General features: G+C 39.6%; 24 protein-coding genes and 3 pseudogenes. 6 read left to right on the forward strand and 21 right to left on the reverse strand.

From position 1 onward, the window contains the following. Nucleotides 1-5 precede the first annotated feature (5 nt). The 7 genes and pseudogenes from QD47_RS20925 to QD47_RS34235 form a co-directional block, all read right to left on the reverse strand. Nucleotides 6-1,109: a TolC family protein gene (locus tag QD47_RS20925; protein ID WP_044647950.1), complete on the reverse strand. Its 1,104-nt coding sequence runs from the start codon at nt 1,107-1,109 to the stop codon at nt 6-8. Between the two features lie 210 nt (nt 1,110-1,319). Further along, nucleotides 1,320-3,332 carry an ABC transporter permease gene (locus tag QD47_RS20930; protein WP_044647951.1) on the reverse strand — a complete coding sequence of 671 codons (2,013 nt, stop codon included), beginning with the start codon at nt 3,330-3,332 and terminating at the stop codon, nt 1,320-1,322. Beyond that, on the reverse strand, nt 3,298-4,077 hold the full coding sequence (locus tag QD47_RS20935) for an ABC transporter ATP-binding protein (RefSeq protein WP_044647952.1): 780 nt from the start codon (nt 4,075-4,077) through the stop codon (nt 3,298-3,300). The genes QD47_RS20930 and QD47_RS20935 overlap by 35 nt, the downstream gene beginning before the upstream one ends. Before the next feature lie 101 nt (nt 4,078-4,178). Continuing rightward, nucleotides 4,179-5,165, reverse strand: a complete 987-nt coding sequence (locus QD47_RS20940) for a sensor histidine kinase (RefSeq protein ID WP_044647953.1) — start codon at nt 5,163-5,165, stop codon at nt 4,179-4,181. Further along, a complete protein-coding gene (locus tag QD47_RS20945; RefSeq protein WP_044647954.1) occupies nt 5,162-5,863 on the reverse strand; it encodes a response regulator transcription factor in 702 nt (233 codons plus the stop codon). The genes QD47_RS20940 and QD47_RS20945 overlap by 4 nt, the downstream gene beginning before the upstream one ends. Nucleotides 5,864-6,036: 173 nt before the next feature. Further along, a pseudogene (locus QD47_RS34230) lies at nt 6,037-6,219 on the reverse strand (IS3 family transposase); the annotation flags it as partial. A 23-nt stretch (nt 6,220-6,242) separates the two neighbouring features. Continuing rightward, complete coding sequence (locus QD47_RS34235) at nt 6,243-6,395, reverse strand: DDE-type integrase/transposase/recombinase (RefSeq protein ID WP_152643839.1); 153 nt, start codon at nt 6,393-6,395, stop codon at nt 6,243-6,245. A gap of 677 nt (nt 6,396-7,072) precedes the next feature. Here QD47_RS34235 and QD47_RS34240 point away from each other — a divergent pair. Continuing rightward, nucleotides 7,073-7,294 (forward strand): transposase, encoded by a 222-nt coding sequence (locus tag QD47_RS34240; RefSeq protein WP_082067260.1) that lies wholly within the window; start codon nt 7,073-7,075, stop codon nt 7,292-7,294. Between the two features lie 165 nt (nt 7,295-7,459). Here the strand turns inward: QD47_RS34240 and QD47_RS20955 are convergent, their stop codons facing one another. The 7 genes from QD47_RS20955 to QD47_RS20985 form a co-directional block, all read right to left on the reverse strand. Continuing rightward, entirely contained in the window at nt 7,460-7,933 is a 474-nt protein-coding gene (locus tag QD47_RS20955) for a PTS sugar transporter subunit IIA (RefSeq protein ID WP_044647955.1), read from the reverse strand. A 48-nt stretch (nt 7,934-7,981) separates the two neighbouring features. Next, the gene (locus QD47_RS20960; RefSeq protein WP_044647956.1) at nt 7,982-10,039 is read right to left on the reverse strand and encodes a BglG family transcription antiterminator; all 2,058 of its coding nucleotides are present in this window, start codon (nt 10,037-10,039) and stop codon (nt 7,982-7,984) included. 162 nt (nt 10,040-10,201) lie between these two features. Next, nucleotides 10,202-10,765: a 6-phospho-3-hexuloisomerase gene (gene hxlB / locus QD47_RS20965; protein ID WP_052646842.1), complete on the reverse strand. Its 564-nt coding sequence runs from the start codon at nt 10,763-10,765 to the stop codon at nt 10,202-10,204. Between the two features lie 10 nt (nt 10,766-10,775). After that, nucleotides 10,776-11,828, reverse strand: a complete 1,053-nt coding sequence (locus QD47_RS20970) for a galactitol-1-phosphate 5-dehydrogenase (RefSeq protein WP_044647957.1) — start codon at nt 11,826-11,828, stop codon at nt 10,776-10,778. After that, nucleotides 11,825-12,490: a ribulose-phosphate 3-epimerase gene (rpe, locus tag QD47_RS20975; protein WP_044647958.1), complete on the reverse strand. Its 666-nt coding sequence runs from the start codon at nt 12,488-12,490 to the stop codon at nt 11,825-11,827. The genes QD47_RS20970 and rpe overlap by 4 nt, the downstream gene beginning before the upstream one ends. 22 nt (nt 12,491-12,512) lie before the next feature. Beyond that, the gene (locus QD47_RS20980; protein WP_044647959.1) at nt 12,513-13,766 is read right to left on the reverse strand and encodes a PTS transporter subunit IIC; all 1,254 of its coding nucleotides are present in this window, start codon (nt 13,764-13,766) and stop codon (nt 12,513-12,515) included. Nucleotides 13,767-13,780: 14 nt separating this feature from the next. Further along, nucleotides 13,781-14,083 carry a PTS sugar transporter subunit IIB gene (locus QD47_RS20985; RefSeq protein WP_034095039.1) on the reverse strand — a complete coding sequence of 101 codons (303 nt, stop codon included), beginning with the start codon at nt 14,081-14,083 and terminating at the stop codon, nt 13,781-13,783. Between the two features lie 270 nt (nt 14,084-14,353). Here QD47_RS20985 and QD47_RS31760 point away from each other — a divergent pair, with 270 nt between their 5' ends. The 3 genes from QD47_RS31760 (at nt 14,354) to QD47_RS20995 (ending at nt 17,320) form a co-directional block, all read left to right on the forward strand. Beyond that, nucleotides 14,354-14,812, forward strand: a complete 459-nt coding sequence (locus QD47_RS31760; RefSeq protein WP_152643840.1) for a hypothetical protein — start codon at nt 14,354-14,356, stop codon at nt 14,810-14,812. 862 nt (nt 14,813-15,674) lie between these two features. Next, nucleotides 15,675-16,583, forward strand: a complete 909-nt coding sequence (locus tag QD47_RS20990) for an arginase family protein (protein WP_034095032.1) — start codon at nt 15,675-15,677, stop codon at nt 16,581-16,583. A gap of 113 nt (nt 16,584-16,696) precedes the next feature. Next, entirely contained in the window at nt 16,697-17,320 is a 624-nt protein-coding gene (locus tag QD47_RS20995) for a TetR/AcrR family transcriptional regulator (protein ID WP_044647960.1), read from the forward strand. A gap of 79 nt (nt 17,321-17,399) precedes the next feature. On the opposite strand, the gene QD47_RS21000 is transcribed toward QD47_RS20995, so the two are convergent. Then, entirely contained in the window at nt 17,400-18,122 is a 723-nt protein-coding gene (locus tag QD47_RS21000) for a DsbA family oxidoreductase (RefSeq protein ID WP_044647961.1), read from the reverse strand. Between the two features lie 43 nt (nt 18,123-18,165). Then, the gene (locus QD47_RS21005; protein WP_044647962.1) at nt 18,166-18,813 is read right to left on the reverse strand and encodes an NAD(P)-dependent oxidoreductase; all 648 of its coding nucleotides are present in this window, start codon (nt 18,811-18,813) and stop codon (nt 18,166-18,168) included. Between the two features lie 219 nt (nt 18,814-19,032). On the opposite strand from QD47_RS21005, the gene QD47_RS21010 reads away from it, so the two are divergent. Further along, on the forward strand, nt 19,033-19,602 hold the full coding sequence (locus QD47_RS21010) for a TetR/AcrR family transcriptional regulator (RefSeq protein ID WP_176716834.1): 570 nt from the start codon (nt 19,033-19,035) through the stop codon (nt 19,600-19,602). Between the two features lie 168 nt (nt 19,603-19,770). Continuing rightward, nucleotides 19,771-20,064 (forward strand): annotated as a pseudogene (locus QD47_RS21015) (transposase); the annotation flags it as partial. 496 nt (nt 20,065-20,560) lie between these two features. On the opposite strand, the gene QD47_RS21025 reads toward QD47_RS21015, so the two are convergent. The 5 genes and pseudogenes from QD47_RS21025 to QD47_RS21040 form a co-directional block, all read right to left on the reverse strand. Continuing rightward, nucleotides 20,561-23,497, reverse strand: coding sequence for a GH32 C-terminal domain-containing protein (locus QD47_RS21025; RefSeq protein ID WP_327204681.1), 2,937 nt, complete (start codon nt 23,495-23,497; stop codon nt 20,561-20,563). 36 nt (nt 23,498-23,533) lie between these two features. Then, nucleotides 23,534-24,225: pseudogene (locus tag QD47_RS33945) on the reverse strand (glycoside hydrolase family 32 protein); the annotation flags it as partial. A gap of 113 nt (nt 24,226-24,338) precedes the next feature. Further along, nucleotides 24,339-25,223: a PTS mannose transporter subunit IID gene (manZ, locus tag QD47_RS21030; RefSeq protein WP_268794263.1), complete on the reverse strand. Its 885-nt coding sequence runs from the start codon at nt 25,221-25,223 to the stop codon at nt 24,339-24,341. Beyond that, a complete protein-coding gene (locus tag QD47_RS21035) occupies nt 25,192-25,962 on the reverse strand; it encodes a PTS mannose/fructose/sorbose transporter subunit IIC (RefSeq protein ID WP_044647965.1) in 771 nt (256 codons plus the stop codon). Before QD47_RS21035 ends, manZ begins: the two co-directional genes overlap by 32 nt. 39 nt (nt 25,963-26,001) lie before the next feature. Further along, the gene (locus QD47_RS21040) at nt 26,002-26,484 is read right to left on the reverse strand and encodes a mannose/fructose/sorbose PTS transporter subunit IIB (protein WP_044647966.1); all 483 of its coding nucleotides are present in this window, start codon (nt 26,482-26,484) and stop codon (nt 26,002-26,004) included. Nucleotide 26,485: the final 1 nt, after the last annotated feature.

Raw genomic sequence — 26,485 nt, forward strand, 5'->3', positions numbered from 1 at the left:
AAAACCTATACGCTCCACGGTTTGTTTAAAGCATGTTGCAGCATTGTCATTTGAACAATTAGTTCATCCTTATTCCGTTCAATTTGCTTCACTTTTAACTGATTAGTGGCTACCTCCGTACCTGTAGCAAATCCTCGTTCCTTTTTTTTACGAGATATATCTAATACTTTATTAGCGTTCTGTAGATTACTTTGCATTTGTTCGTATTGTTCATAACTCTGCTGTAAGTTAAAGTACATATTCTTCAGTGTTTCTGCTAATTGATCCTTGGTATTTTCCAATCCGCCTTCCGCTGAGTCTACATCAATCTGTTTAATTTCATAATCGTCAGTTCCCGAGTTCCACGTGTAATATTTAATTTCCATTTTCGCCAGCTTGACAGCCTCCTCCTGCCTCCATACCGAAGGACTCGCCGAGATTGCACGCGTCACAAGCGTATCTAAATTCGTGTTATCCATCTTCCGGTAAACAGGTCGATCAACCAGTTCATACACCGTACCTTGAGGTTGCCCCATTTGCGTATTTAGTGAATCCATCGCTTTTCGCAGCGCAGCTTTTGCTATCTCTACATTCTTTTGTGCTTCTAGTCGAGTCTGAATAATGGTGCTTTGATCACCTGGAGAAATTTTCCCACGTTTGGCTTTCGCCTCAGCAGCTTTTTCTTCCAATAACGCAAGCGAAAGTGCATCCTCACTGCTCTTCACTTTGTTATCAGCCAGAAGTACATCATAATAGTTTTTCATTGTAGTGTAGTCTGTCTGATCTTGAGCAAGTTCGATTTGCTTCTTGGATTCCAGATAAGAAACCGTCGATGAGGCATACCCCTTCCAGGCTGAACTACTAGCCGCGTCCTCTTCACCGTTGCCTGCACCTGCTGGAATGAAATCCAGATTCTTACCTGCATTTTTTAGGTTAATCCGGTTACGATCTATCGTTTGCTGGGCCTCCTTCAAGCTAAAGCTATTAGATCGTGCCCATTGCTGTGCTAGACTCAGTGTTATTTTCACACTTGCATTGGAAACCTGCTGCTGCTCTGCATGAACAAAGGACTCTGAAAAAGAACTGGCTGATAAGGCCAACAACAATAAAATGAACATATGTTTTTTCATAGAACCCCCCTCTTTCTAAGTTTCATTAAGTTTAATAAATACGTTGTTATATGAATTTCTATTCTTCCTCTACACTACAATTTCTTTGTATTGACTCCCCATCAAGGATATCGTGAATTGAGAACTGCATCGTCTATAATCCGTGGAGATTTCAGAAGGGAGGTATAATCCTGTCCTCCTGCTATACTTTCACACACGGCTTATCGCTCTTTACAGCATCTTTAAATCCAATTGACGAAGGTACAGGAAACGTACAATAAGAAAGGAAAAGAATTGGATTGCCCAAAAGCAAAGCATAATCTGAATAAGCGTAAGATGAAAGGGTACTACAAATGTTCCAGATGGTTCTGACACAACTAAACAAAGCACTATTCCTACGGATGATACAACTAATGGCAGAAGAAATAGGAATGCAATTTGTCTGGATGCAGCTCGTCTCATTTCCCTTGAGCTAAGTCCGATTTTCGATAAAGCTCGGTATATTTCCTCATCCCGTTGAAGATCTACATACAATCTGAAATACAGCAGGCTTACAGTGCTTGCCAACATAATAATGGCGATAAATCCGCCAATAAATTCACTAATATTCAGATCCATCTCCGATGTCAAATAATCCACTGCTCTAGAGTTAAGCACCCCTTTATTCACCTTGTTGGCCAACACGGAATACAACCATATCTCCTGTTGAGTTTCAGAAGTTTCTAATGAAAGTTGACCATTCTTCCATTTTGGCACAAAATAATAAACAGATTTGTATGCCAATGGAACATTGAAGTACCGTTGTTCAACTAAATGGTCGTAAGTTCGATCTGAAACAACAAGTAACCTTCCTAGTTCAGAGATGATGTTTTCAACAAACTTTATGCTATGGTCTATCTTCTGAGTATCCATAATCTGAATATTCATAATCTGAGATTTCCCTTGATTGTAAGTTAGCTTTTCTTCAAAAAAGGTTTTCTGTTCTTCTAATGACATTCCGTTTGAATCAAAAATGAAAAAGCCTTGATGATCCCGAAGTGCAGCTGCCTGTTTTAGTTCCTTAAACCTGGAAGTAAGAGCTTCATAGTTGGATTGTTTCATCACAGGTGCGAGCTGTTCACGAAAGGGAAAGATCAGTATTTCACTTTTCGAATAATCCACCCCAGCCGTATAAAGATTTTGGTCAATCTCTTTTTCAAGCTCTATAGAACTTACAACATCAGAAGAAAGTGCAAATGAATAAGATTGCTCCCTAAGAAATCTTTTTTGCTGCTGCATGGAGTCAAAAGTTGACGCTGCTCCTACACAGGAAATGATAGCAATTAAGGTAATCAATGAAAACAGCCCGGTATTATTCCTAATTTTGTATGTGATTTCAGATAACCATAACAAGCGTATTCCGCTCCAAGACCATTTCCTGTTAGCTCTAAGCAATTGAATGAATAGTACACATAATTGAGTATAAAATAAGTAAGTACCAATAAATCCCATTACAATTGTGTATTTAAATGTGTCTCCAACCAAATAGTGCAATATATAAAAGGAAAGAGTCCCTAAACGATACGGTGCCAGATAAATGTATGGTGGAAAATCAAGCTTCATTAAATATACAGCCGCTCCTATTAACGCTATTGCAAGAAAGGACAGGCTCCATGAAGCTTTTAATTCCTTTTTGATCTGTGGAACCTTGCTAAAAAGCTGCTGTAATTTAAAATGGCGTATGAAGAAAACAGACACAAGTGAGATCAATATAAACAAAAATATAAAGCCAATCCCTGTGAAAGCCAGTGCTTTCCAAGGAAAATAAAATGTTAAATACATTCCTATGACATTGGAGCCCAAAAGCAGAAAGAATTTCGCTGAAACAAATCCTCCGATAATCCCGGTAACCAATGATAAAAAGCCTATAATTAGATTTTCATATGCGACCAAAAAATAAATTTGTCTGTGATGTGTCCCTAAAATGGTCAGTATACCCAATTCTTTCTTACGTGCAGCAACAAAGATATGGTTTGTGTATAATACGAAAAAAAAGGAAAATACAAAAATCAACAGATCAGCAACTTGTAATCCTTTTTTTACATTAACTGCTGTGATTGCATTTGAGACATCCGGGTGAAAAATAAATATCGCATATACGAAAAAAATCGAAATCATCAATGAGCTGCTTAAATAATAAGGTACATAAGCACGTACATTGCGTTTGAGATTATTCCATGCTAACAGACGAAAGCTCATGTGCATGTCTACTTCCCCCCAAAAAGGAGAGCATATCTATGATTTCCTGAAAAAATATTTGCTGACTATGACTACGGTGGATTTCATTATATAACTCACCATCTTTTATAAAAATTACCCGATCACAATAACTGGCTTCCATTGCACCGTGTGTTACCAGCACGATTGTGGAATAATCTACACGGTGGATAAGTCCCAGCATTTCCATCACAACACGTGAAGACTTGGAATCAAGATTTCCAGTGGGTTCATCTGCGAGCAGGAGTGAAGGAGAGTGAATAATAGCCCTACCAATAGCTGCCCGTTGCTTTTGTCCCCCTGACACCTCATAAGGCCGTTTATCCAAAATATCAAAAATATCCAGTTTCTTCGCTACCTCTTCCAGTTTGTGCTCCATTTCCTTTAATCCTTTTTTATTCAGCATCAGAGGAAACAGTATGTTCTCTCCCAAAGTGAGGGTTTCCAGCAAATTATAGTCCTGAAATACAAGCCCCAATTCTTTACGGCGAAATAAAGCCAGCTTATCCTTCTTGAGCAGATGTGGATTTTCCCCTTTAATGCAAACCTCGCCAGAAGTCGGCATATCAATGGTCGAAATCATGTTTAATAATGTAGTCTTCCCACTACCAGACGGCCCCATAATACCAACAAACTCGCCTTGTTTGATTGTTAAATGGATGTTGTTAAGGGCTCGGTAGGGAACCTTGCCATAGTATATTTTGGTGACTTGATCCATTCTTACAATCTCCATCGTTCATTCCTTTCTTTTTCCTATGTCATGATCATAATCCATCCAGACGGGTGAAGCGACAGATTAACATTACAAAAACCTTAAATGTGTTGTAAGGTTTCTCATTTGCCAATTGAAAACAGGATTTGAACCGTCGTCCCTTCACCAACCGTCGATTTCAGTTGAATGCCATGATCCAGTCTTTTGCAGATTTCAGACACCAAATAGAGTCCCATCCCGGTTGATTCACGGTACTTCCGCCCATTTTCACCTGTGTAATAAGCCTCAAATACCCGTTCTATGTCTTTTTTAGGGATACCAATCCCCTCATCCTGTACTTCCAACACAATGACATGCTCTCTTACGTCAGACATCAGCTTCAGACTGCGGGCATGACCTGAAGAGTACTTCACCGCATTGGTCACCAATTGGTTAATTATGAATCTTAGCCACTTGGCATCGGTAATCACACTCAACTGCTCGTCCACTTCATTGGAAGGATAAATTTCGTTGCGAATCAATAACCTTTTGTTATCATAAATCACATCACTAACCAGTTTTCGTAATACAACAGGCTCGACATGAAAGTCAGGTTCAAAGGATTCCAATCGTGACATATACAAAATCATGTCCAGTCCTTTTCCCATTCGATCAATCTCATCGTGAATCTGATCCGATTCGGGATCTATTTTTCCTTTGAGGATTAAATGAATAACAGAAAGGGGCGTTTTCATCTGGTGAACCCACTGATTGATAAACGTAATATGATCGCGCTGCTGATGCTCTAACTGATGAATTCGGGACTGATACAATCGATAATATTGTAAAAGCAAATGTTGTAAAGAAGCGGCTAACGGATTAAGTACCTTCATCTGAATAAGCTCATCTAAATCTTTAATGTTTGCAGTGGATAATATGCGATATAAACCAGAATACATGACGTACCGGAACAGCAAATAGACCAGCAATAGGATGAACCCAAAAAAGACCGAATACAGGGCCGTCGACAAGTTACGATAACCATCCATCCAATAAATACTTAACACAAGAACAAGTTGGATGATATTAAAAATGACCAGTGAAAAATGGTCACGCCAAAACAGCTTCACCGTTCTTCCTCCTCAGTCAAGTGAAGTCGATAGCCAGCCCCTCGAACCGTCTCTATGATATCCCCCAGCCCCAGCTCGCTCAGCTTTTTACGGACACGAGTGACATAAACATTCAGTGTGTTTTCCCCCACATATTGGTAATCATCCCATAAAGCCTCTAAGAGATGAACTCTCCCTACAACCTGCTTAGGATACGTCATCAATAGCTCTAGCAGTGCTGCTTCTTTCTGGCTAATTTCTACCTGCTTGTCATGGAACACAAGTTCCATAATATCGGGATATAGCGTCAAACCTGACACTTTCAAGGAACGTGATTTTGGAGCAACGGCATAAGAACCATAGGCACGTCGCAGATTACTTTCTACTTTAGCTAACAGTACTTCGGGATAAAATGGTTTCGTAATGTAATCATCAGCTCCGTTTTGCAAAGCAATGACCTGATCCATTTTATCATCGCGTGCGGACAAAAAAAGAATGGGACATGTAGACTGAGTCCGTATTTGCCTGCACCAATAAAATCCATCAAAGCGAGGTAGATTCACATCAAGTAGTACCAAATCAGGCTTTATCTCTTGAAAAATAGCCAGAACTTGATCGAAATTTGAAACGTTAATCCCCTGATAACCATATTTTTCAAGATATGATTGGAGCAAGGAAGTGATTTGAGGGTCATCCTCTACTATTAATATCTTTTGCATTGTGTTTTCTACCTTCTTAGTGCTTGAATTTTTAATAACTGATTTCTCTATATATAATGCCTGTATTTGATCGTTCAAGCAATAACAACAACCTAATCCCCTTTGTTTTAGATTTAGGAGGTTTTCATTGTGGACTACTGTAAATAAAATGGACACACTGAAACGAGAAATCCTTAGGCTGCATTTGCATACTGGTTCGGGGATACATAACCTAAAGAGGAATGGATTCGGACACCGTTGTAAAAGAAGGTAATGTACTCGGAAATTTTCTTTTCTGCTTCCTTTCTAGCTCTAAAATGCTCCAGATATACAAGTTCTTTTTTCAAAATGCTGTGAAACGATTCAATGAAAGCATTGTCATAACCGTTCCCTTTTCAGCTCATCTCCCTTTCATGCCGTATTCTGCAAGCTTTTCCTGGTATTCATGAGCTGCATACTGACTGCCGCGATCTGAATGGTGTAGGACTTCGCCGACAGGACGGTGAGCTTGATAAGCACATTCTAATGCTGAAAGGACGAGTTCTTTTGTCATTCTCTATCCCATTTGGAAACCTACAATCTGCCGGGTATATACATCCATGACACTGGCCAAGTAAAGTCATCCTTCATCGGTGGGAATATAAGTGATATCTGTCATCCACACTTCCTCCCGGCGCCTCAGCGGAAAACTGCTGGTTCAGATGGTTTTCGTGGACGGGCATCTGATGTTTGGAATTTGTTGTGGCTTTGTACTTCTTCACGGTTCTCGATTTTAATCTCAGTGCTTCATGATTCGGGCTACTGTTTTTTCGGATATGCCGTCGTTGGAAGAAGTTAATCGTTTCGTAGAGCAGGGTGAATCAAGAATTGAAGCGTAAGAACAGCAAAAGGTGCCCGACGATCCCAAAGGTCGGTGGACACCTTTTTATGTAGAGATTCGTCATTCATTGGAAGGTGTTGCTGATCAGGACACCTTCCAATCAATGACGGGAAGCTTGGTGAAAATTTAAACTTATTATTTATGATGCGGATCTCTATTAGTCTCGATTAATAAAATGAAGCGAGAGCATCGTGTCCTAGCGATTCCCATTTCCATGCACATCCCCTCTGAGTGCCAGTCACCATGAGAACTATCGTCAAAAAAGGTTGAGCGAAAGGTCAATTCAAAGTGCTTTCTTCACTATTTCAATAACATCAATAATGTTTACATGGAGCGGACGGCAATAGAACATCCAGAAGAAATCATTAAAGATTCATGTCGTAGTTGATGCGCTAGGTAACCCGATTCACTTCGACTTGTCCGGAGACGAGAACCATGATTCGGTTCAAGGATACGATATTCTGAAACAGTTGAAGCTGACGTTAAAGCACATCTTGGCAGACCGGGCCTATGATACGATTGCGATTCGAACCCTTTTGGAAGAAGAACAAGACCATCCCTGTGATTCCTGAGTAAAGAAAGCGTTGACTTCACCTCACAATCATCTCCACCGGAATTGAAGTTATGAAAATGATAAAAAGGACAGGTCGAATGCAATCATTCCTCTGTCCTTTTTGCAGTAAAATCAGCACCACCAAGCATGAATTTTCTATCTTTTTATAGATTATGTGTCTCTATTAAAGCAACTTCAAGAGTATTTCCTCGATCTCGTCAGGATTAGTTGCATTTTGAAAACGTTTAACGAATTTTTCTTCTTGAAACAAACTTGTTAAGTTCTTTAAAAATGAGATGTGCATCTTAGGATTTTTTACTACAAGTACCATCACGATTTCTGCGTTAACAGTTTCATCAGATCCCCCCATATCCTCGAACTCTATGCTATTATCTAAAACTGCAACGGCAATAGCAGTTTCGTTAACAAATTCTTTATTTGTATGTGGAATTGCTATACCAATTGTCCCCATGTTGATTCCGGTCGGATATTCGATTTCACGTTGAAGCAATGATTCTGTATATCCTTTTTTGGCATAATTTTTCTCTTCTATCATTTTTCCAAAGCTTTTGATAAGCTCTTCCCTCGAATCGTAACGTGCGTGCAGTTGAATTAAATCCTGATCAAACACGAGTCCATTTATCGTTTTTGCGCTCATAATAATTACTCCCTTTTATAAAAATCGGAAAACATAGATATCTTTTTATTAATCCGTACCATATTTTTTGATGATACTATGGATATCCATTGCACTTTGGGCTTGAATGATAGCTTCACAATCGTCTTTACTTTCAACAAGTTTCATTAACTGAACCAATGCCCTTAAGTGCTGTTGTTTATCGACAGCGGCTATGATAATAACGATGTTTATCGGCCTATTTCTTGCAAATTCAACGCCTTGCTCTAAACGGAGCAAGCTCATAGCTACTTCGTTTACGCCACTTTCGGGACTATCATGAGGAATTGCCACATTTGGGCTAATAATGATATACGGATCTTCCACATCGTAATGTTGGATCATAGCTTCTACATAAGAAGGTTGGATACTCCCTTGAAGCAGCAGCGGTAGCGCCCCTAATCGTATAGCCTCTTCCCAAGATGATACTGAAGGAAGCAATGTAATATTCTCCGGCGTTATCAGGTCATGCAAATTTGTCTTTTGTAATTCGGGTTGTGTTTTGAAAGACAACGAGTGATGGCTTGTAAAGTATTGTTGTAATTCCTTTGCAAGAAGTTGCCTGTTCTGAACGGTTGCATATTTCTCAACGATCTCCAGAATATTTTTCAAACTTAATTCAGATGGAGTGAATCCATGCAATAATTCCATCACTTGTTTTCGTAGAGAGATTTTTTCTTCCTTTTGTAATATTGGCTTGACTATAAATAGTCGTTTGTTCGTTTGCAGATATACGGAAGAAAAAACAATGTCATATTCCAAATCATACATCTTGAATTCTCTCACAGATAAGGAATCCAGAAAAATGAATTCAGGAAATAAATCATTCAAGGTAATGAGTAAAAGCTTAGAAACGGATACTCCGTTAGCGCAAACCACTACTGCTTTTGTTTTACTCAGAATGCTGTCTCCTTGCTTTGTTAACCAACCGCCTATCAGCATCGTTAAATAAGTGCATTCACTATCTGGAATATCACAGCCAATGTAATCAGCTAAAGGTTTTGCTGACTTTTTTACAAGGTGGTGCAGTTCTATGAATTCACTGTTAATTGTTTCTTGTAGTGGGTTAGTAATAGTAAGTTTATATTTAATGCGATAATATGCAGGTTTTATATGCAGCATGATCATATGCAACAACTGCTTTTTGTCTTGTAAGAGGATGCAGGACATTTTCTCGAATCGCTCCAGCATCTTTTTCAATGCCTGATTTAAATCTGATACGATGTCTTCCCCAAGGAACTCAGATGAGGAAACATTCGTCGTAAGAATTTGCAGTGTTATGAATAATCTTTCCTCGGTCGGTATATGCTCCAAATCCGATAGTAGTTCTTGAACCGCTTGGTACTCCTTGGTATCCGATAATTCTTCATAGCTAATATGAAAGGAATTTATTGTTTTCCCAAGTTTGATTCTTCGCAGCAAGATCAGTAGGATATGCGGCAAAGTTTTCATCTTATCGTCTGTAAATTTCAAGCTCAGATGGCTTTCAATCTTTTCAAGACGTTCATGAATCTGTTGCACTTCTTTTTCAGTGATCTCTGCTAACTGTTGAACCCATTTTTCCCCATTGTACATGTGATGAATTTTGTTAACGACATCAATCAATAACTTTCTTTTTTGAAATTCAACACCCTCAATTGAGTAACCAGATAACCGAGAATAACGGATACTAAGATCATAAGGTTCGACTAATTCTTGTGATGCTTTTAGATCATTTAGTATGGTATTCTTGCTTACATAAATGGAACTGGTAAAATGAAATAAAGATAATTCTTCACTACGACTCAGTAGGATCAGAATAATAAGTTCCACTCGCTCTGCTTCAGAAAAAGTATACTTTTTTGTCGAAGGCTTGTTTACTTCATTAGGCACAGCAGAGAAGAGAGTAGCATCAACAATAAAAACACCCTGTTTATTCCGTTCAATTTTTGGTAGGCGTTGGCCCTCTAACCAGTCATTGATTTTTTCAAGGCTGTAACTGATTTGCCTGCGGCTTAAACCATACTTATGTTCCAAGTTCTTACTCTTCACACTTGGATTTGATAACAATTCTTGCAGCAAGCTGCTGCTTCTATCATCAAGCTGCATGGCTCTCTCTCCTCCTTCCTTGTTAATAATAATATTGACAGCTCCAGAGGATTTTATAAGAGGCTTCAAGTTTAGGTCGTATTCAAATTACTCAATTTAATCTTTGCTCTTGGAGGCGCTCTGTGAAGAATCGAAATTTTGTTCTGCCTCCAAATCAAACGTTTATTCCAAATTAGCATGTCTTAATTTCATGTCATCATAGGTTTCATTAAAAGTAGCTACCCATTCCAAAACAATCGCATCATACAAGAGAAGACTTAATTGCTCAAATGCCGATCCCATTGGTTGAATAGAAGATTCCATTAAATCAGTATCCGTTTCTTTATTGTCAACATTAATTAAAAGCATGTAATCAGCTAGTTTCCCCAAAGTGGACTGCGAATTCGTTGTATTAAGAATTACCTTTGCTCCTGATTGCTTTGCTTTTTTTGCATTTACTATTAGACCAGCGGTTTCTCCTGAACCAGAACCAATAAATAAAATATCCTCTGCTTGAATGCTTGGAGTAGTAATATCACCAACAATATAAACCGCTTTACCTAAGTGCAACAGTCGATTAGCGAAAGCACGGATCGCTAAACCTGATCTCCCTGAACCAGCAAGGAAAATCCGCTTTGTATTATACAAGGCTTGCAGAATTTGTTCACTTTCACCAACATTCATTAAGGAAATACTTCTTTCTAATTCTTTCATAATGACTTCCATTTGTTTAATTAATTTGTCCATAAGTTCACCTTCAGCTTTCTGGATACATGATTACCTTGCCGATAAGTTCTTTTCTTTCCATTAATCGTTCAAACATTTCTGAACCTTCTTCAAGCGGTATACGATGTGTAATCATTTTTTTAGTATTTAATCTGTTATTGTGCATAAAGTGAACAGTCGTTGCCCATTCCTTACCTGGGAATGGTGCGGATACACAACTCCATGATCCCCACACGGTTAACTCACTTCTTAAGATTTTTTCAAAATAAAATCTTTCCATAGCAACGTCTGCATATGGGATACCTAAAAAGACAACTCCGCCGCCCTTTTTAGCATAACCAAACACAGTTGATGCTGTAGTTGGCGTTCCAGCTGCTTCAACTACAATATCTGCATTCATGCCGTCTGTATAATCAGCTACCTTTACCAAAACATTTTCTTTCAATGAATTTATTGTATAATCTGCGCCTAAATCTTGTGCAATTTGAAGTTTTTCATCATCAATGTCAACAGCAATAACCTTTTTTGCGCCAAAAATTTTTGCCCATTGAACAGCAAACAACCCAATGGTTCCCCCTGCACCAACAATGACCACATCATTGCCCACTGATAGGTTGGTCCGATAATAACCATGTAAAACTACTGTCGAAGGTTCTATCATCGAGGCGGAATCAAAATCTAAATCATCAGGCAATTTGATTAAATTTTTCTCTGGGAGTTTAATGTATTCGGCGAATCCACCAGGTTCCTTAGCACCTATTGCATGCAATGAATTCGCTCTAGCTGGTTGACCTGCTCGATAATAATAATCATCTTCTTCAATTAGTGCTGGACATCCAGCAACATGGTCTCCAACTTTTAGATCTGTTACTTGATCGCCAACTTGTTCTACAACACCTGCAAATTCATGTCCCCATACCTGACCAGGTGTGACTGCACCCAATTTTTTATATCGAGAGATATCAGATCCACAAATGCCACATGCTTTTATTTTTACAATGACATCTTTTCCATCCAGTATTTGAGGTTTTTCCGCTTCTTCAAAACGTATGTCTCTGGCACCATACAGTTTTAATGATTTCATTTTCTCTCATCCTTTCTCTCTCCATGTTCTAGACTTTTCAAATTCTTCACATGTGCTTTGTTATTCGAAAATAAATATGATCCGATGACAACCAAAGATGCTCCTGCTTCGATACATTGACTAGCTATACTCTCATCGACTCCACCATCAACTTCGATCTGAATATCTCGTTGACCTATCATTACTTTCAGTTCTCTTATTCTATCAATCGTTTCTTCCATAAAAACTTGATTAGGTCTTCCTGGATTGATCGACATAACTAGAACATAGTCAATGATGTTTAGAAAAGGTTTCAATAAAGAGGTGTCCGTCCCAGGATTAATGACGATCCCTGCTTTCCTTCCATGTTGCTTAATCTGATCAATGACAAAACGAATATGAGGAGTTGATTCATAGTGAACTGATATCATTTCTGCTCCAGTGTCCAACACACTCGCTATATGCTGCTCTGGGGCTGATACCATCATGTGAACATCTAATTTCATATTCACTTGTTTTTTTATATTTTTAATTTGTTCTGGTCCAAATGCGATATGAGGGACGAAGTTTCCGTCCATCATATCTACATGAAGTACTTGAAATCCTTCTTCATATAAAACATCGCATTCACTTTTTAGGTTCATTAAATCTGCTGCAAATATTGAAGGTAAAATCAGATTCATTATTTTTCCTCTTCTCTAGTCTTTATTTAACTAAAGTGCTTGCCCAATAAATTAATAAGTTCCATATCTCAGAAAAAGTAACATCTGTCCCTAAACCTTTTAACTCGACACCTGCGCTGTTAAGCATCTGTGTTGCACCTGGTGCAACAAATCCTGCCAAATAAAATGTGATAATACAAAATACTACTGTCGAAACAATAGAACGGAATAGATTTCCTTTACTTGTTAACGTACACATTACAGAAATATAGGTAACAGACATTAACAGTCCTATTGGAAAGAACTGAACTCCAGGTAAAATGAGTGCCAATAACATAACAATTGGAATAGAAACGACTGTAGTTGTAATAGTAGTCGGATCGCCTAAGCCTAGCGCAATATCCATCCCCACATTTAGATTGGAGTTATTCCCCATGCGTTTAATCATAAAGTCTTTTGCCGATTTCCCAATTGGAGATAGCCCGTCCATCATCACTCCAACAACTTTAGGCATTAATACCATAACTCCAGCTATCCCTGTGGCCATAGTCACTATCTCTGTAACAGGTCTTTTAGTAATTGCCCCTAAAACTAACCCAACAATAAATCCAATAATAACTGGGTCCCCGAGAACGCCTATTTTTTTATTAATTTTACTCAGAGAAAACTCCAATTTATTTAAACCAGGAATGAAATCAATGATTCTATTTACCAGCCAGGCAATCGGATAACCCCAAGCTGAATAAATAATAGTTGTGCAGGTTGTACCTTCTAAACCAAAGTATTCTTGCCATTTTGAAGCAATTAAATCACCAACGAATAGAGCAATAACAGACATCACCAATGTTACTACCAACCCTAACCAGAAACTGTCAAAAAGAAAGTAAGCCAAAGCTCCTGGGATTAGAAAATGCATGTAATTCCATATATCCACATTTAACGTTTTTGTCCATCTAAGTCGAACTAATACTAGATTAATAATTAAACCAAGAGGGATTGCTAATGCTGCAAAAGGAGGCACCCAAGATGCCGCCCCTACAGCTGGCCATCCAATATCTGCAATTGTAAATCCAGAACCGATTTTTGCATAATAATCAACTGCCGGTTTTAGGGAGGAATTGAGCAAGCCAACAACTAATGTTAAACCTAAGAAGCCTACCCCAACTAAAAGACCGGATTTGATAGCGTTTCCAATTTTCATTCGAAAAACTAGACCTAATACGGTGATTATTATTGGTAAAATCGCTGTTGCTCCCATATCAGTAATAGATTTAATAATATTATGCACAGTATCCATTATGATCTACCACCTTAACTATTTTTTAAATCCAGCAGTTTTTCAGCCAATTGATTTTTCAATTTTTCTTCATTAAGCCCTGTTACAAATCCCATGATGTTCATATATGGTTTTTCATCGGTTTTAAAATTATTAGTTGTCAGAACAATATCGACGTTGTCAATAATATTCGGTAATTCCGTCATACTCGTTTTAATGATATCGTAATGTTCAATTCCTGCTTCTTTTAATACCTCTTTCACTCCATCTGCCGCGATAGTAGAAGTTGCTACTCCGCTTCCACAAGCTACGGCGATTTTAATTTTTGAATTTGACATGTTAATTCCTCCTGGTATGTTAGTTTTCGAAGCTAGGTTTAAATCCATTTCCAATCCCAAAGGGTTGAAAAAATCCTCCTTGCAAATTGTTTTATATTTCCTTTTACTCAGCAGGATTAACTTCTTTCTTGCTGTGGATTCATAATAACATGATGAATTCAATTGTTGTATTCGTTTACATCCCACTTTATAGACAACCGGTTGTACAATATAGTGATGAAAAAAATGATTTCCCCTCGATATTTTTCAGGTTAAAATCCATCTATTCCAATGAATTCAATCGTATCAGCGAGTTCCGGTACGGGTACAGCGGTAGATGAGGCTGAGCTGCAACATGTAGACGTGAGAGATGATGAATCCTGGTACATGACGTCCTATGAAGAGGAATCTATATCTGCCACAACGGAGGAAATGACTCTTAGCAGCGCAGATTTGGTATTGCCCGGGTTGATTCCATTTTGTCTCACTCGTATATATGACAGCTCCAGGTTTGCTGAACTACCTCGGTTTTTCTTTTCTTCATTAATTCCTGTCCGTCCTGTACCTCGCCAGTTCTGGTATTGGAATCGTATCCATTGGGGGAGGGGAATCTCCATGCTAATGTGGGCAGTACGAGTATATCCGCTTGCTGGATATCCCCTCTCTGCAGCTCCTTGCGAAATAACTGAAAATGTGCTGAGAATTGTCCGCGTTCGTTGCGTACCCGTACTTGATGCTCTATATCAGTAAAACTTCGTTACTAAAATTCTTAGGAAAAGTCTCACTTGGATTTCCCACTTCCCGTCCTATGTATATCGCTGCTGAAAGCAACCATAATTATCCCACATTTTCCCACATTCTACTGTGGTTAGATAACGATCAAATCAGTTAGTGTAATTCCTTCGATGAAATAATGCTGCCAGATGAAATATACGATAATGAAAGGAAACAAAACAAAGTATTCTCTCATGTGTTTTAGTTCATCATGTTTACATCAAGTCTTTACTTATTTTCCTTTACTCAAAAGCATGAAATTTTAATTAAAAATCGATCATACATGCGGCGATCTTTCGTATTTTTCATCGCTTGCATGACTTCATTCCACTCTAATGATTTGTTCATCCTCATTCCTTACCTATCCGAATATGGTTTCTTAACTATTGACAAGCAGGGTTGAAATTCCTGATCCTAGTTTTCTAATCTTTAGTTCAACTTATATAGATTACACAAACTTATTATCTTATCCAATATAAAAATTAAAAAAACAATTTGACACTTTTTCTATATGTCGTGAATTGCCTTTAGTATATGAGCGTTTCTATCTTTCTTTACTCTTTGTCTTAACTGCCATCGGCTTGCTCCTTCTTTATCAAAAAGAATTTTTCTCATTTGCTATACACTTCTTTTTGTTATCTTTATAGTATTGACCAAGAGTGTCAAAAATAATAAAAGATAAAAAAGCTTCCTTTAGAATTTCATGATTGTCATTGTATAATCAGCATAATTTCAAATAGGCATTCCCTGTTATTTAGGGTTTGCAATATAAAAAGTAATCTTGTATCATTTTCAGTGAATGAACGTTCACTAACTTAAATAAAAGGAGAAATTTCTTATGAATGAAATGGATACAAGCCGTACACTGCGTTTGTTATTCCCTCAATGGCAAGGAGGGAACAACCCTCCTTACGTTCTGGGAGCTCACTTGTTAAACTGGCTTGCTCCCAAGTCTAATGGTCCTTTTGAAGAAGTACCCGTCGATCTGAACCCTAATGTAGAAAAAGAACAAGGTATAATTGCCAAAAGTACCGTATTGCAACAAGCTAGATCAGCCAAAAGTCTAATTCATAAACATAACCCTGAACGTATCGTTGTCCTTGGAGGGGATTGCAGTGTAGAACTTGCTCCTTTTTCTTATTTGAATGAGAAATATGATGGAGATGTTGCTCTGTTATGGGTAGATGCTCACCCTGATGTCTCGATCCCTGAAGACTTTGAAAATCATCATGCTCATGTTCTTGCCAATTTGCTTGGTGTAGGTGATCAGGAATTTGTTGCAGAGGTTCCTCATCTTTTTAAACCTGAACAAATCCTATATGTAGGATTGAACGACATGATCGATGCTCTTCACTCAGAGCCCATGAAAAACATGAAATTAGATATTGTAGGTCCCGATGAAATTAAGCAGGATAGTTCTAAAGTGCTCCAATGGCTAGCTGAGAAAAAACCGTCCAAGATTATTATTCATTTTGATCTGGATGTACTGGATATGAAAGAATTCCGTTCTCTTCTGGTTGCTTATCCGGGAACATACGAAGAATACACCAAGAGCTTCCCACAAGGATCAAGTATGGAAACCATTATCCGAGTTTTGCAAGATGTAGCCAAATCCTATGATGTAGTCGGTCTAGGGATCACTGAACATTTCCCTTGGGACTCTTATTTCTTGGCGAACATGCTGTCTCGTTTACCTCTGCTTGGAGATATTGATAATAAAGAGCGTCCAGTCTTTAATACACTTTAATCCAAATGCAGACTATGGTAATGTACATGGTATGATGGATGTACATTATTTCGCGAAACAAGGAGGTTGCAGGGATAAGAGCCAAGAAGGTATCCCTGTACATTTGAAGTACAATGAATAACTCTGAACCGCCTAAATCGAAACGAATGAAACAAAAAGACGATAGCAGACGCTTGCTCATCGAGGCTGCTGTTCGATGTTTTTCACGCAATGGATTTCACAAAACAGGCATTGTCGAAATTGCGAAAGAAGCAGGAATGAGTGCAGGGAATCTGTACCGCCACTTTCCAAGTAAAGATGCATTTATTATTGCACTGGTGGAAGAAGAACAGCGCCATGCCTTATCCAAAATGGAATTTAAAGAAACCGAAAAAGATCCTCTCGGACAGATTCTGACGATTATAACTAGTTGTGTCAGTAATCCCGTATATCCTATGGACCAGAGATTATGGATCGAAATTTTGGCTGAAGCTTCACGCAATAAGGGTGTGCGACATGTCTTCAATCAAAGTGATATCATCATGCGTGAATCATTCAAAAATCTGCTTACAAGTGCTATTCATGAAAAACAAGTAGATCCAGATTATGATGTGGAGACCCTTTCTCTCTGGTTATATGCGCTGATTGACGGCCTTATTGCACGTACAGCCACTGACGAACAATTCAGTTTTGATCACCATATGAGTCAATTCAATCAACTGATTCGCCAAGCATTAAAACCCAAAGAGTTCCAATAAAAGAAACAGCGGCAGCTATGGACGAGAAAATAAAGTCTTGGACTGCCGCTGTTTTACGATTACTTTAATGGCGCCTCCGTCAACTGTTTTTTGGCGTACAATAACCATCCTCGCAAACATTGCCTGATTCTTGGTTTAGAGTCGTATCTAACGTCATCAGCGGATGTTCCTCGTCCCATGCTTTTTGCAGCGCCTCCAGAAATACTTCGCTTGATTGTGCTGCGCCTGAAATCGTATATTTGCGGTTGATGACAAAGAATGGTACACCTTTAGCTCCAAGGTTGCTTGCTTCGCGCCCATCTGCACGAACTTCATCCGCATATTGCGTGCTTTCCAGCACGTTGATCGTTTTCTCGCGATCCATACCGGCTTCCGCCGCTATGTCGGCCAGTGTGTCCGCGTCGCCGATATGCTTGGAATCTGTGAAATACGCTTTATACAAAAGCTCCAACACTTCCGCACTCTTGCCATAGGTACCCGCAAACTTGATCAATCGATGCGCATCGAGCGAATTAGTAGGGATTATTCGGTCAAATCGAAAATCCACTCCATCACTCTTCGCTTGTTGGGCAAATTGTTTATGCATGGCCTTGGCTTCTTCTCTGCTGCCACCATGCTTTGAAACATACAAGTCGTGTACATCGTAAGCAGGGTATTTCTCGGCATAAGGATCTAGCTGGAAGCTCCGGTACTCCACATTCACTTTATCTTTGGATGCAAACCGCCCCAGCCCGTCCTCGAAACGCTGTTTTCCGATATAACAAAATGGGCAGCCAATGTCCGACCAAATCTCTACTTTCATTTCGTTCCTCTCCCTTCACTTGATAAACAGATCGAATCATTTCTCAACTGTTGTATACAATCGGCATTTGATGAATTAAGGATGGCTCGGAAGCTGCATGATACATAAATTTAGCGATATTTTCTCGGGATACCCCCATCTTGGCTGGCTGATCGCCTAGCGAGTAAGCATAATGAACGTTTTCCTTATGCCTTACATTTGGATTAATAATCCGAACTACTGTCCAGTCTAAAGAAGATCGCTTGATGATTTTCTCAAGCTTTTTCATTTCGTGATAACCATTCGGAAACATCACCTTGGCCATAATTCCTGGTACAACTGTGGCAATCGAATTCCGATCCTTATCAGATTTCAAGGTTGGAGTAGCAAGTGTAATGAGTCGTTTCTTATTTAACTTCCTCATCGCATTTACAATAATCTCATGACCATCTGCAACAGGGGTACCTTTTAATTTTCTGGACGTATCGAGTGCGGGTCCCAATGTGCTAATGACGACATCAGCATTCGATAGTGCTTGTTCCACCAAGTCTTGATTAGATAATTGACCCTCGACAACATTTAGCTTCTCATGTTTCTGTCCAATTTTCCCCGCATTTCTAGCATAAAGGGTAACGTTATCCCCGTTTTGAATTGCTACCTCAGTCAAAATTTTCCCAATTGCACCACTACCACCAAAAAGCGTTATGTTCATTAGTCGATCACCTCGATATTATATTGCAAGAATGTGCTGATAACTCAATGAGCATTTAGGTTATAACAAAACTTAATCGAACTTTCGTTGAATATATAACGTTCGTTGGTTATTATTATATGGATTATGTTGATTTCTTCAATCGCTAAAAAAGTGATTTTTGTTTTATATTCAACGGATTCAAATAATTTGTTAAATATCTTCTGGAGGCTATACATTATGGGAGTTAAAATTGATCGTAGAATCCTAAAAACAAAGGCAGCCATATTTAATGCATTTATAGGTTTGATCTCGGAGAAGGATTTTGAAGAAATAACTATTAATGAGATTGCGGATCGGGCGAATGTTAACAGGGGAACCATTTATTTTCACTACACCGATAAATACGATCTTCTTAACAAATGCATCGATGAGCATTTGAGCAGAATGATCTCCGTTTGCATCTCAACCGATCCAAATCAGGAAAAGGTTGATTTTATTCATTCTTTGTTACCTGTTTTTCAATACTTTGAGCAGAACCATACGTTTTTCGCTTCCATGCTTTCGAATAAAGGAATCCCTGCATTTCGGGAGCATATGTTAGAGATCGTGACAGGGAACATAAAAGACCAAGTCAATATGGAGGACCTTAATAAGGGGTATGACAAGCTATTGATCACGCACTTTATGGCCTTTGCATTCATTGGGGTAATCGAATGGTGGATTATAAATAACATGCCACATTCACCGAAATACATGGCCGAACAGGTATGGGGATTGTTTAAAAGGAATCAGGTATACCCTTCATAAGCGAGATAACCCGTTCTTTAACTTATAGATTAGCGAAAACAAGTTATTTGAGAACATCATGTATTACACGATGTTCTCAACGAGTATGAAAAATTGAGTCTGTAAAATAGATTGTGTAAACTCCCCAAACCATTAAAATGGTAATCAAAGAAAGGTTGGGGAGCGCACATGGGACTTTGGACGAAACAGCAACTGAGAGCGTTCATCAAAGAGAATAAGCTGGTGACGGCTCAAGATGCACAGAAGGCTTTAAAAGAGTTATTTGCTGAAACTTTGCAAGAGATGTTGGAGGCCGAGCTGGATACCCATCTGGGCTATGAGAAACATGAAGTCCAAGCCAAAACGACACGCAACAGCCGTAACGGAAAAAGCAAGAAAACGGTGGTGAGTGAATACGGCGAACAGGAGATCAGCGTCCCTCGGGACCGGTTGGGTGAATTGGAGCCGCTGGTCGTGACAAAAATATCGAATGTCTTCTTTACGTAATACCTTGTCACCAACTATGTGTGAATGCACTGTGGAGAGGAGTTCCATTCTCCCGCATTCGGGCCTTTGAGTTCCAGATAATATTGCAGTAATTTCTCATCATCCTTATTCATTGATAATGCCCCCATCATTAAGTTATAAAATCCAAGCTTAAGCAGGAAATTTGCAGAAGCGGTTATGATTGAAGACGATACCTTCTATATATGGGTTGAAGAATACATTGTAAGCAGAATATCAAGTGGGAAAGGCATAAAGTTGGAAGAGCAATTTTTGTTCGTATTTAATCGAATTGAACAAACCAAACATAGGGTAGTTTTGATTGGAAACTTTGTGTCGATGTACATTGAACCAAACAGGATTAAGTATTCTGTCTCTGAAAATGGACCAAATAATTAAAAAAAGTTTGTATCGCTGTGCGGCGACACAAACTAAATCCATAGAGATACAAATATCATTATTTAACTTTTCTTAATCATTCATCTTTATGTTTTAGTTTCACTTTAACTTCATTAAAAAAAGCCGTTGTATCCCATACATTGAGACCAAAGTATCCTTCTTTATAAGTTTGATCTTTTGTGTCGATAACTAATTTATTGTTCAAATAAACCTTAGTGATATTGCCTTGCGCTTCTACTTTGAGATGATAATCTGTATTTGGCTGTAAATCCAGTTTTCCATCATTGTTATATGTCGCAATTTCATATCCGGTCCCATCAACAAATTTAATTAATTTTACAATATTATTTTTTATATCAACATTTGCTGCATACGAATTCTTTGCTGTTAAGTCAGAACGAAAAACCAATGAACCCGCTCCAATGGAGTTATCTATCAAATCTTTTTCAGAATTACCAGGGTGGGAATCTGTATCTGGCACGTTTATATTGGCTTCATATACAAAATTCCTGCCGGTCACTTTTGATACTATAAAAGCATTTCCCTTACTCTGTCCCTGTTTTCCATGAATGGTGTCCGCCCACTTCCCGTTAACGGTGGTCCAACCTGATAAGTTGGATTTAAAAGAAGAGTTCTTTTCTTTCCATACACTCTTTAGAGGATATAGGTCCAAAGATTTCAGCTTTACATTTCCGCCCTTACTATAGATCTTTAGTCCTTTGCTTGCAGAATCCGCGAATATCTGATCGGTAATCACTGTCGTACCATCATTGCCGAACACCTCTACAGCTGATCTATCAACAATAACCTGCAATTTAACCGTGCCGTTTTTAGCATGTAATGGTCCCTCATGCTTACCAACTACACTACTTCCGTAATCGAAATCTCCTGAATGAGTCCGGTCTACGAATAATTGTTCGTTGTAGACATCATAACCGACAGTTGTATTTTCCTCACTTCCTTTACGGATTTCAAAGCCAAATTCTGTTGCTTCCGTATTTGATACATCAAACAAAGCGATCAGTTCAAATGTATCTTCTGATAAATTAGAAAGAAGATGGCTGTTACCCGATATCATTTTATTGGTATATGATATACGATCCCCTCTGTCACGAATGCTTTTTAGCGAAATAGGGGTTTGTTTTAAACGTAGACCCTTTGCGGTTTGAGTGAGCTCCATCTTCCGCGGCAGTGTTGTTGAACTTCTCCACGTTGAGGTGGGTGTATCGTTGGCATACTGCCAATTACTCATCCAGCCGAGCCAATATTTCTCACCATTCTTCCCTTCTACTCCACTCCAATTCACAGCAGCATAAAAATCAGCTCCATAGTCAGTCCATAATACTTTATCGGAAGTATTTTCATTTTTAAACGTTTTACCGTCAAAGCTGCCTACAAAATACTGCATGCCCGATCCGCCTGCCGGAGCACCATCATTTATACTTACCTGTAGGACCCACTTTCTTTTTGAAGGGTCGCCATCAACCGGCAATTCGACTAACGTAGGACATTCCCATACTCCTCCGATGCTGCCGTTTGTGGAAGGAATCCACTGTCCAGAAACAGCGGACCAATCTGTGAGGAGTCCGCTTTGTTTCATATCTGTTTTCTCCGGCTCTTTTGCAACCTGGTCAACTTTATCCGATATGATCCCTTCATTATAAACATTAACATCATCAACATTTATATGACCGTAACCATCTTTTGCATGGTCTACTACCTTGATATATAACACTTCACCAATATATTTGGACGCGTCCCATACGTATTTTGAATATTTTTCCTCATTAAATCTTGTATTGGCCTGGCGGATCAATTCTTGTTCGTCGGCTGCTCTGACCAATGATACATAGGTATTGTCGCCATCATCGCCTGCTCCTAATAATAGATTGATTTCACCGGAACCGCCTAGTTTAAAATAGGAGGAATGCAGTTCACCCGTTGCTTCATCTCCCTCGTGAAGCTTGGAATATCCCCACAAGTGATAATTCCCTTCATGTCCGAAGGATCCACCCCAATAAGTCGCTTCACTGGATACATGATCATCCGAAAAAGTATCACCCTGGGTCACAGTCCATCCGGTTAAATCGCCTGTTTCAAAATCATGATTGGTGATTTCTTTCTCATCGGTCATGATATTTCTACCCAATTGAACATCCTGAAATATCGCAGAAGAGTGCAAAAGATGTAATCCAAAATGGCCGGACAGGAAGGTTGCATCATCGATATCATGAATGAGATTTCCGTCCAGATACATCTTTATATTTGTTCCTAATGTGCTCACTTTTAAATCATGGCTTTGATAAGTATCCAGCGTTACTGTGGTTTCGGCCAGAACCGTTCTATTCCCGTCTTCCATTTTCACGATTTTCACTTTATCGTTTAAAGCATCGATACTCGCCATATATCCATTTTCCGCATCAGCATCCGCTCGGAAAATAAGTGATCCTGTTTCATCTCCTCCCTCTGACAAATCAATAATCGCATTATATATAAAGTTATCCCCAGTCTTACCACTTATGATAAAAGCATCATCTGCTGATGTACCGCTTTTCCCCTCCAAGGTATCTTCCCACCGGCCGGTTACAGCCGCCCAATTAGATAGGTTGGTTGCAAAGTTAGAGGTGTTCTTGAAATTTACATTTCGGAAGGAAGCTGTTGAATTCCAGGCGGTCAGACCGTAATAACCATAATCAAATTCAGTATCAGTTTCTTTAATTACAGACTGATTATCTACAAACACATGAATGTCATGACCATATACGTCCACCTGCACGTTGTAAGTTGATGAGGTTCTCAGGGCTAAAGACTTGCTTGCAATTTCTGTTATCGATCCATCGACATTCTTATTTAAAGTAACGACATCATTTTTGGCATCCAGGCTGACGACATAACCGTTTTTCGCATTCTTGTCAGCACGAAAAACCAGACCTCCTGAGCCTTCCCTGCCATTCTTTTTATTAAGGGTAATATCTCCCTCATAGGTGAATGAACCGCCTTCCTGTGAAGACATAGCGTACGAAGTGGTATCCAGACTGTTGGCCTGTATTCCGTTATCTTCACCAAATTCACTTGCATAGGTCCACTGTTTTAAATTGGGGGAAGTATAAAACATTACTTTATTCGCTGCGGCCAAAGACATCACCCATTGTCTGGAGTCTTCATGCCAGAATACTTTAGGGTCTCGCCAATCCGATATCGGGGGATCCGGCATTACCGGATTTCCTTCATACTTAGTCCAGGTTCTGCCTCTATCTAAGCTGTACGCAATGCTTTGAACCTGGCCGTTATCCCCGGAATGAGTAAAGATCGCAACCATCGCTTCTTTTCCGAACCCTGCTGTATTGTTCCAATCGATCACGGCACTTCCCGAGAAAATCTGACCGTTTTCATCTGGATATAATGCAATCGGTAAATGTTCCCAATGAATAAGATCTTTGCTCACCGCATGCCCCCAATGAATCGGTCCCCATTTCGTTCCATAAGGATGATACTGGTAAAAAAGATGATATTCACCCTTATAATAAACCATTCCATTCGGGTCGTTCATCCAGTTAGCCTCAGGCGAAAAATGAATCTGATTACGGTAAGTTTCATCGTAATAACCAAGATCCGCTGCAAAGGCGGGAGTTAACGGTAAACTAAATACCATAAAGCAAATAAGCAGCATACTTAACTTCCTCTTCACCATCTTTCACATCCTCTTTTAATATTTTGAACACCAAGTGTTATTCTTAACATTACAAATAAAGCGTTTACATTTATCTCTTTAGCTCAATATCTTATGTTTACGCTGTTTTGGTCACAAAAATCCGACAAAGTCCGGCCAAGGATGACTCCCTGACCGGCACGTTTTAAGCCAAAACACCAAATGCGTACCCAATAATGCCTACTGCGAATAAAGCAAAAATCAGAGCGATTGCGTTCACTTTCTTTTTCAGTAGCCTCATACATAAAAAGGTCAATAATAGTGGTAAAAGTCCAGGCATCAATTGATCCAAAATCATCTGAACGGTCGTAATAACCTCTTTTCCATTCGTCCCCACATATCTTGATACCACCAGCGGCACATTCAGGGTGGTCCATTTGGAAACAAGTGCGCCCATAACGAAAAGCCCCAGTATGGAGGCTGACTCCGTGAGTTTTTGCAACCGATTTCCCGACATATCGGAGACAATCTCCGTACCTTTGTGATAACCGTATTTCAGACCGTACCATTTCGTTGCCAAGCGTACAATGTTAAAGAGCAGGAAGAAAATAAACGGTCCGATAAGGCTGCCGGATAAGGCGATTGAGGCTCCCAGCGCAGCCAGAACCGGACGTAAAGTCCCCCAGTAAATTGGGTCACCCACTCCCGCAAGAGGTCCCATTAGACCGACTTTGACTCCACTGATGGTAGCATTGTCAATCGGCTGGCCGCTCGCTTTCTGTTCTTCCATCGCAGCCGTTACACCCATAATAGGCGCCGAGATAAACGGTTGAGTATTGAAAAATTCCAGATGTCTTTTCAATGCCTCTTTTTGATCTTCTTTCTTGCTGTATAGCCGCTTAATCGCCGGGATCAAGGTGACACAGAAACCAATCGACTGCATTCGCTCAAAATTGAACGAGCCTAACAGGAAGCATGAACGTACAAACATTTTATTTAAATCACTTTTAGTCAGCTTCTTTTCTTTCATAGTGCTCTCCTCTTCCGTCAGGTATTTACTATAACTCTTCAATTTCTTCCATATTCTCATTACGCTGGTTGTATTTTGGACTCAACTGGATGTAAAGCAGAGCCAGAACCGCGCCAATGACCCCAAAACCAACCAGATTAATGTTTGTAAAAGCTGCAATGACAAAGCCCAGAAAGAAGAATGGCATCAGGTATTTGGCTGCCATCATATTAATGACCATCGCATACCCTACGACTACGATAAAGCCGCCCGCAATTTGTAGTCCTCTTGTGATAACCTCCGGAATTGCGTCAAGCATTGCAGTCACCAGGCCCGTTTCTGCAGCAACTGCCACCAGAACAGCGGGCAGAGCGACGCGCAGACCTTGCAAAAGTAAGGCAGTAAAGTGACATAGCTCAATTCCTTTGAAATTTGCAGATTCCGCATACTTATCAGCTAAATGCTGGAAGAAGACAGTAATCGTCCTGACAAAAATGGTAAGCACTTGTCCGGCGGCTGCAATTGGAATCGCAACGGCAATTCCGGCGCCGATCGATTGATGGCCGACGATGACCAAAATGGTGGAAACCACGCTGGCTAGAGCAGCGTCTGGTGCTATGGATGCTCCTACATTCATCCATCCCAAAGCCATTAATTCCAGAGTACCGCCAAGTATAATGCCAGTTTTGAGATCGCCAAGGACAAGGCCAATCAACGTACACGCAATCAGAGGACGGTGGGTTTGCCCTTCATCCAGAACGCTGCCCATGCCACATATGGCCGCTACCAGTGTTACCATCACAATTTGAAAAACAGTCATTTCTATAACTCCTCTCTTGTTGCCGCCTGGTATTTACGATCATAGATCCTGCAGTTTGGTAATTAAGTTGATTTTCGGATCACTGGCTACTTTTCTGATTTCCAGCTCAATGCCTTTTTCATGCAGCTTACGAAATGCGTGTACATCCTGTTGGTTTACGGAGACCGCCCCGGTAATCTGTGTCTTCCCTTCCTTAAAACACATTCCGCCTACATTCACCGAGCGGATGGGTACTCCCCCTTCCACAACCCGCAGTACATCCGTAGGGTTGGTAAAGAGGAACAATGTTTTAAAATCACTGTATTTGGGGTTATTATAAGCCTCTATCGCTTTGTTAATCGTTACGACATACGCCTTAATTCCAGGCGGCGACACCTGAAGCAATAAGGTTTTGCGTAATGTATCCGCTGCGACTTCATCGCTAACGGCGATGATCTTGTTGCACTTCGCTTCTTTCACCCAAACGGTCGCCACCTGACCGTGAATCAGACGGTCATCAACACGAACTAATGCAATTTGCATT

Origin of the sequence: Paenibacillus terrae, from assembly GCF_000943545.1 — a bacterium.
Lineage (GTDB): Bacteria > Bacillota > Bacilli > Paenibacillales > Paenibacillaceae > Paenibacillus > Paenibacillus terrae_A.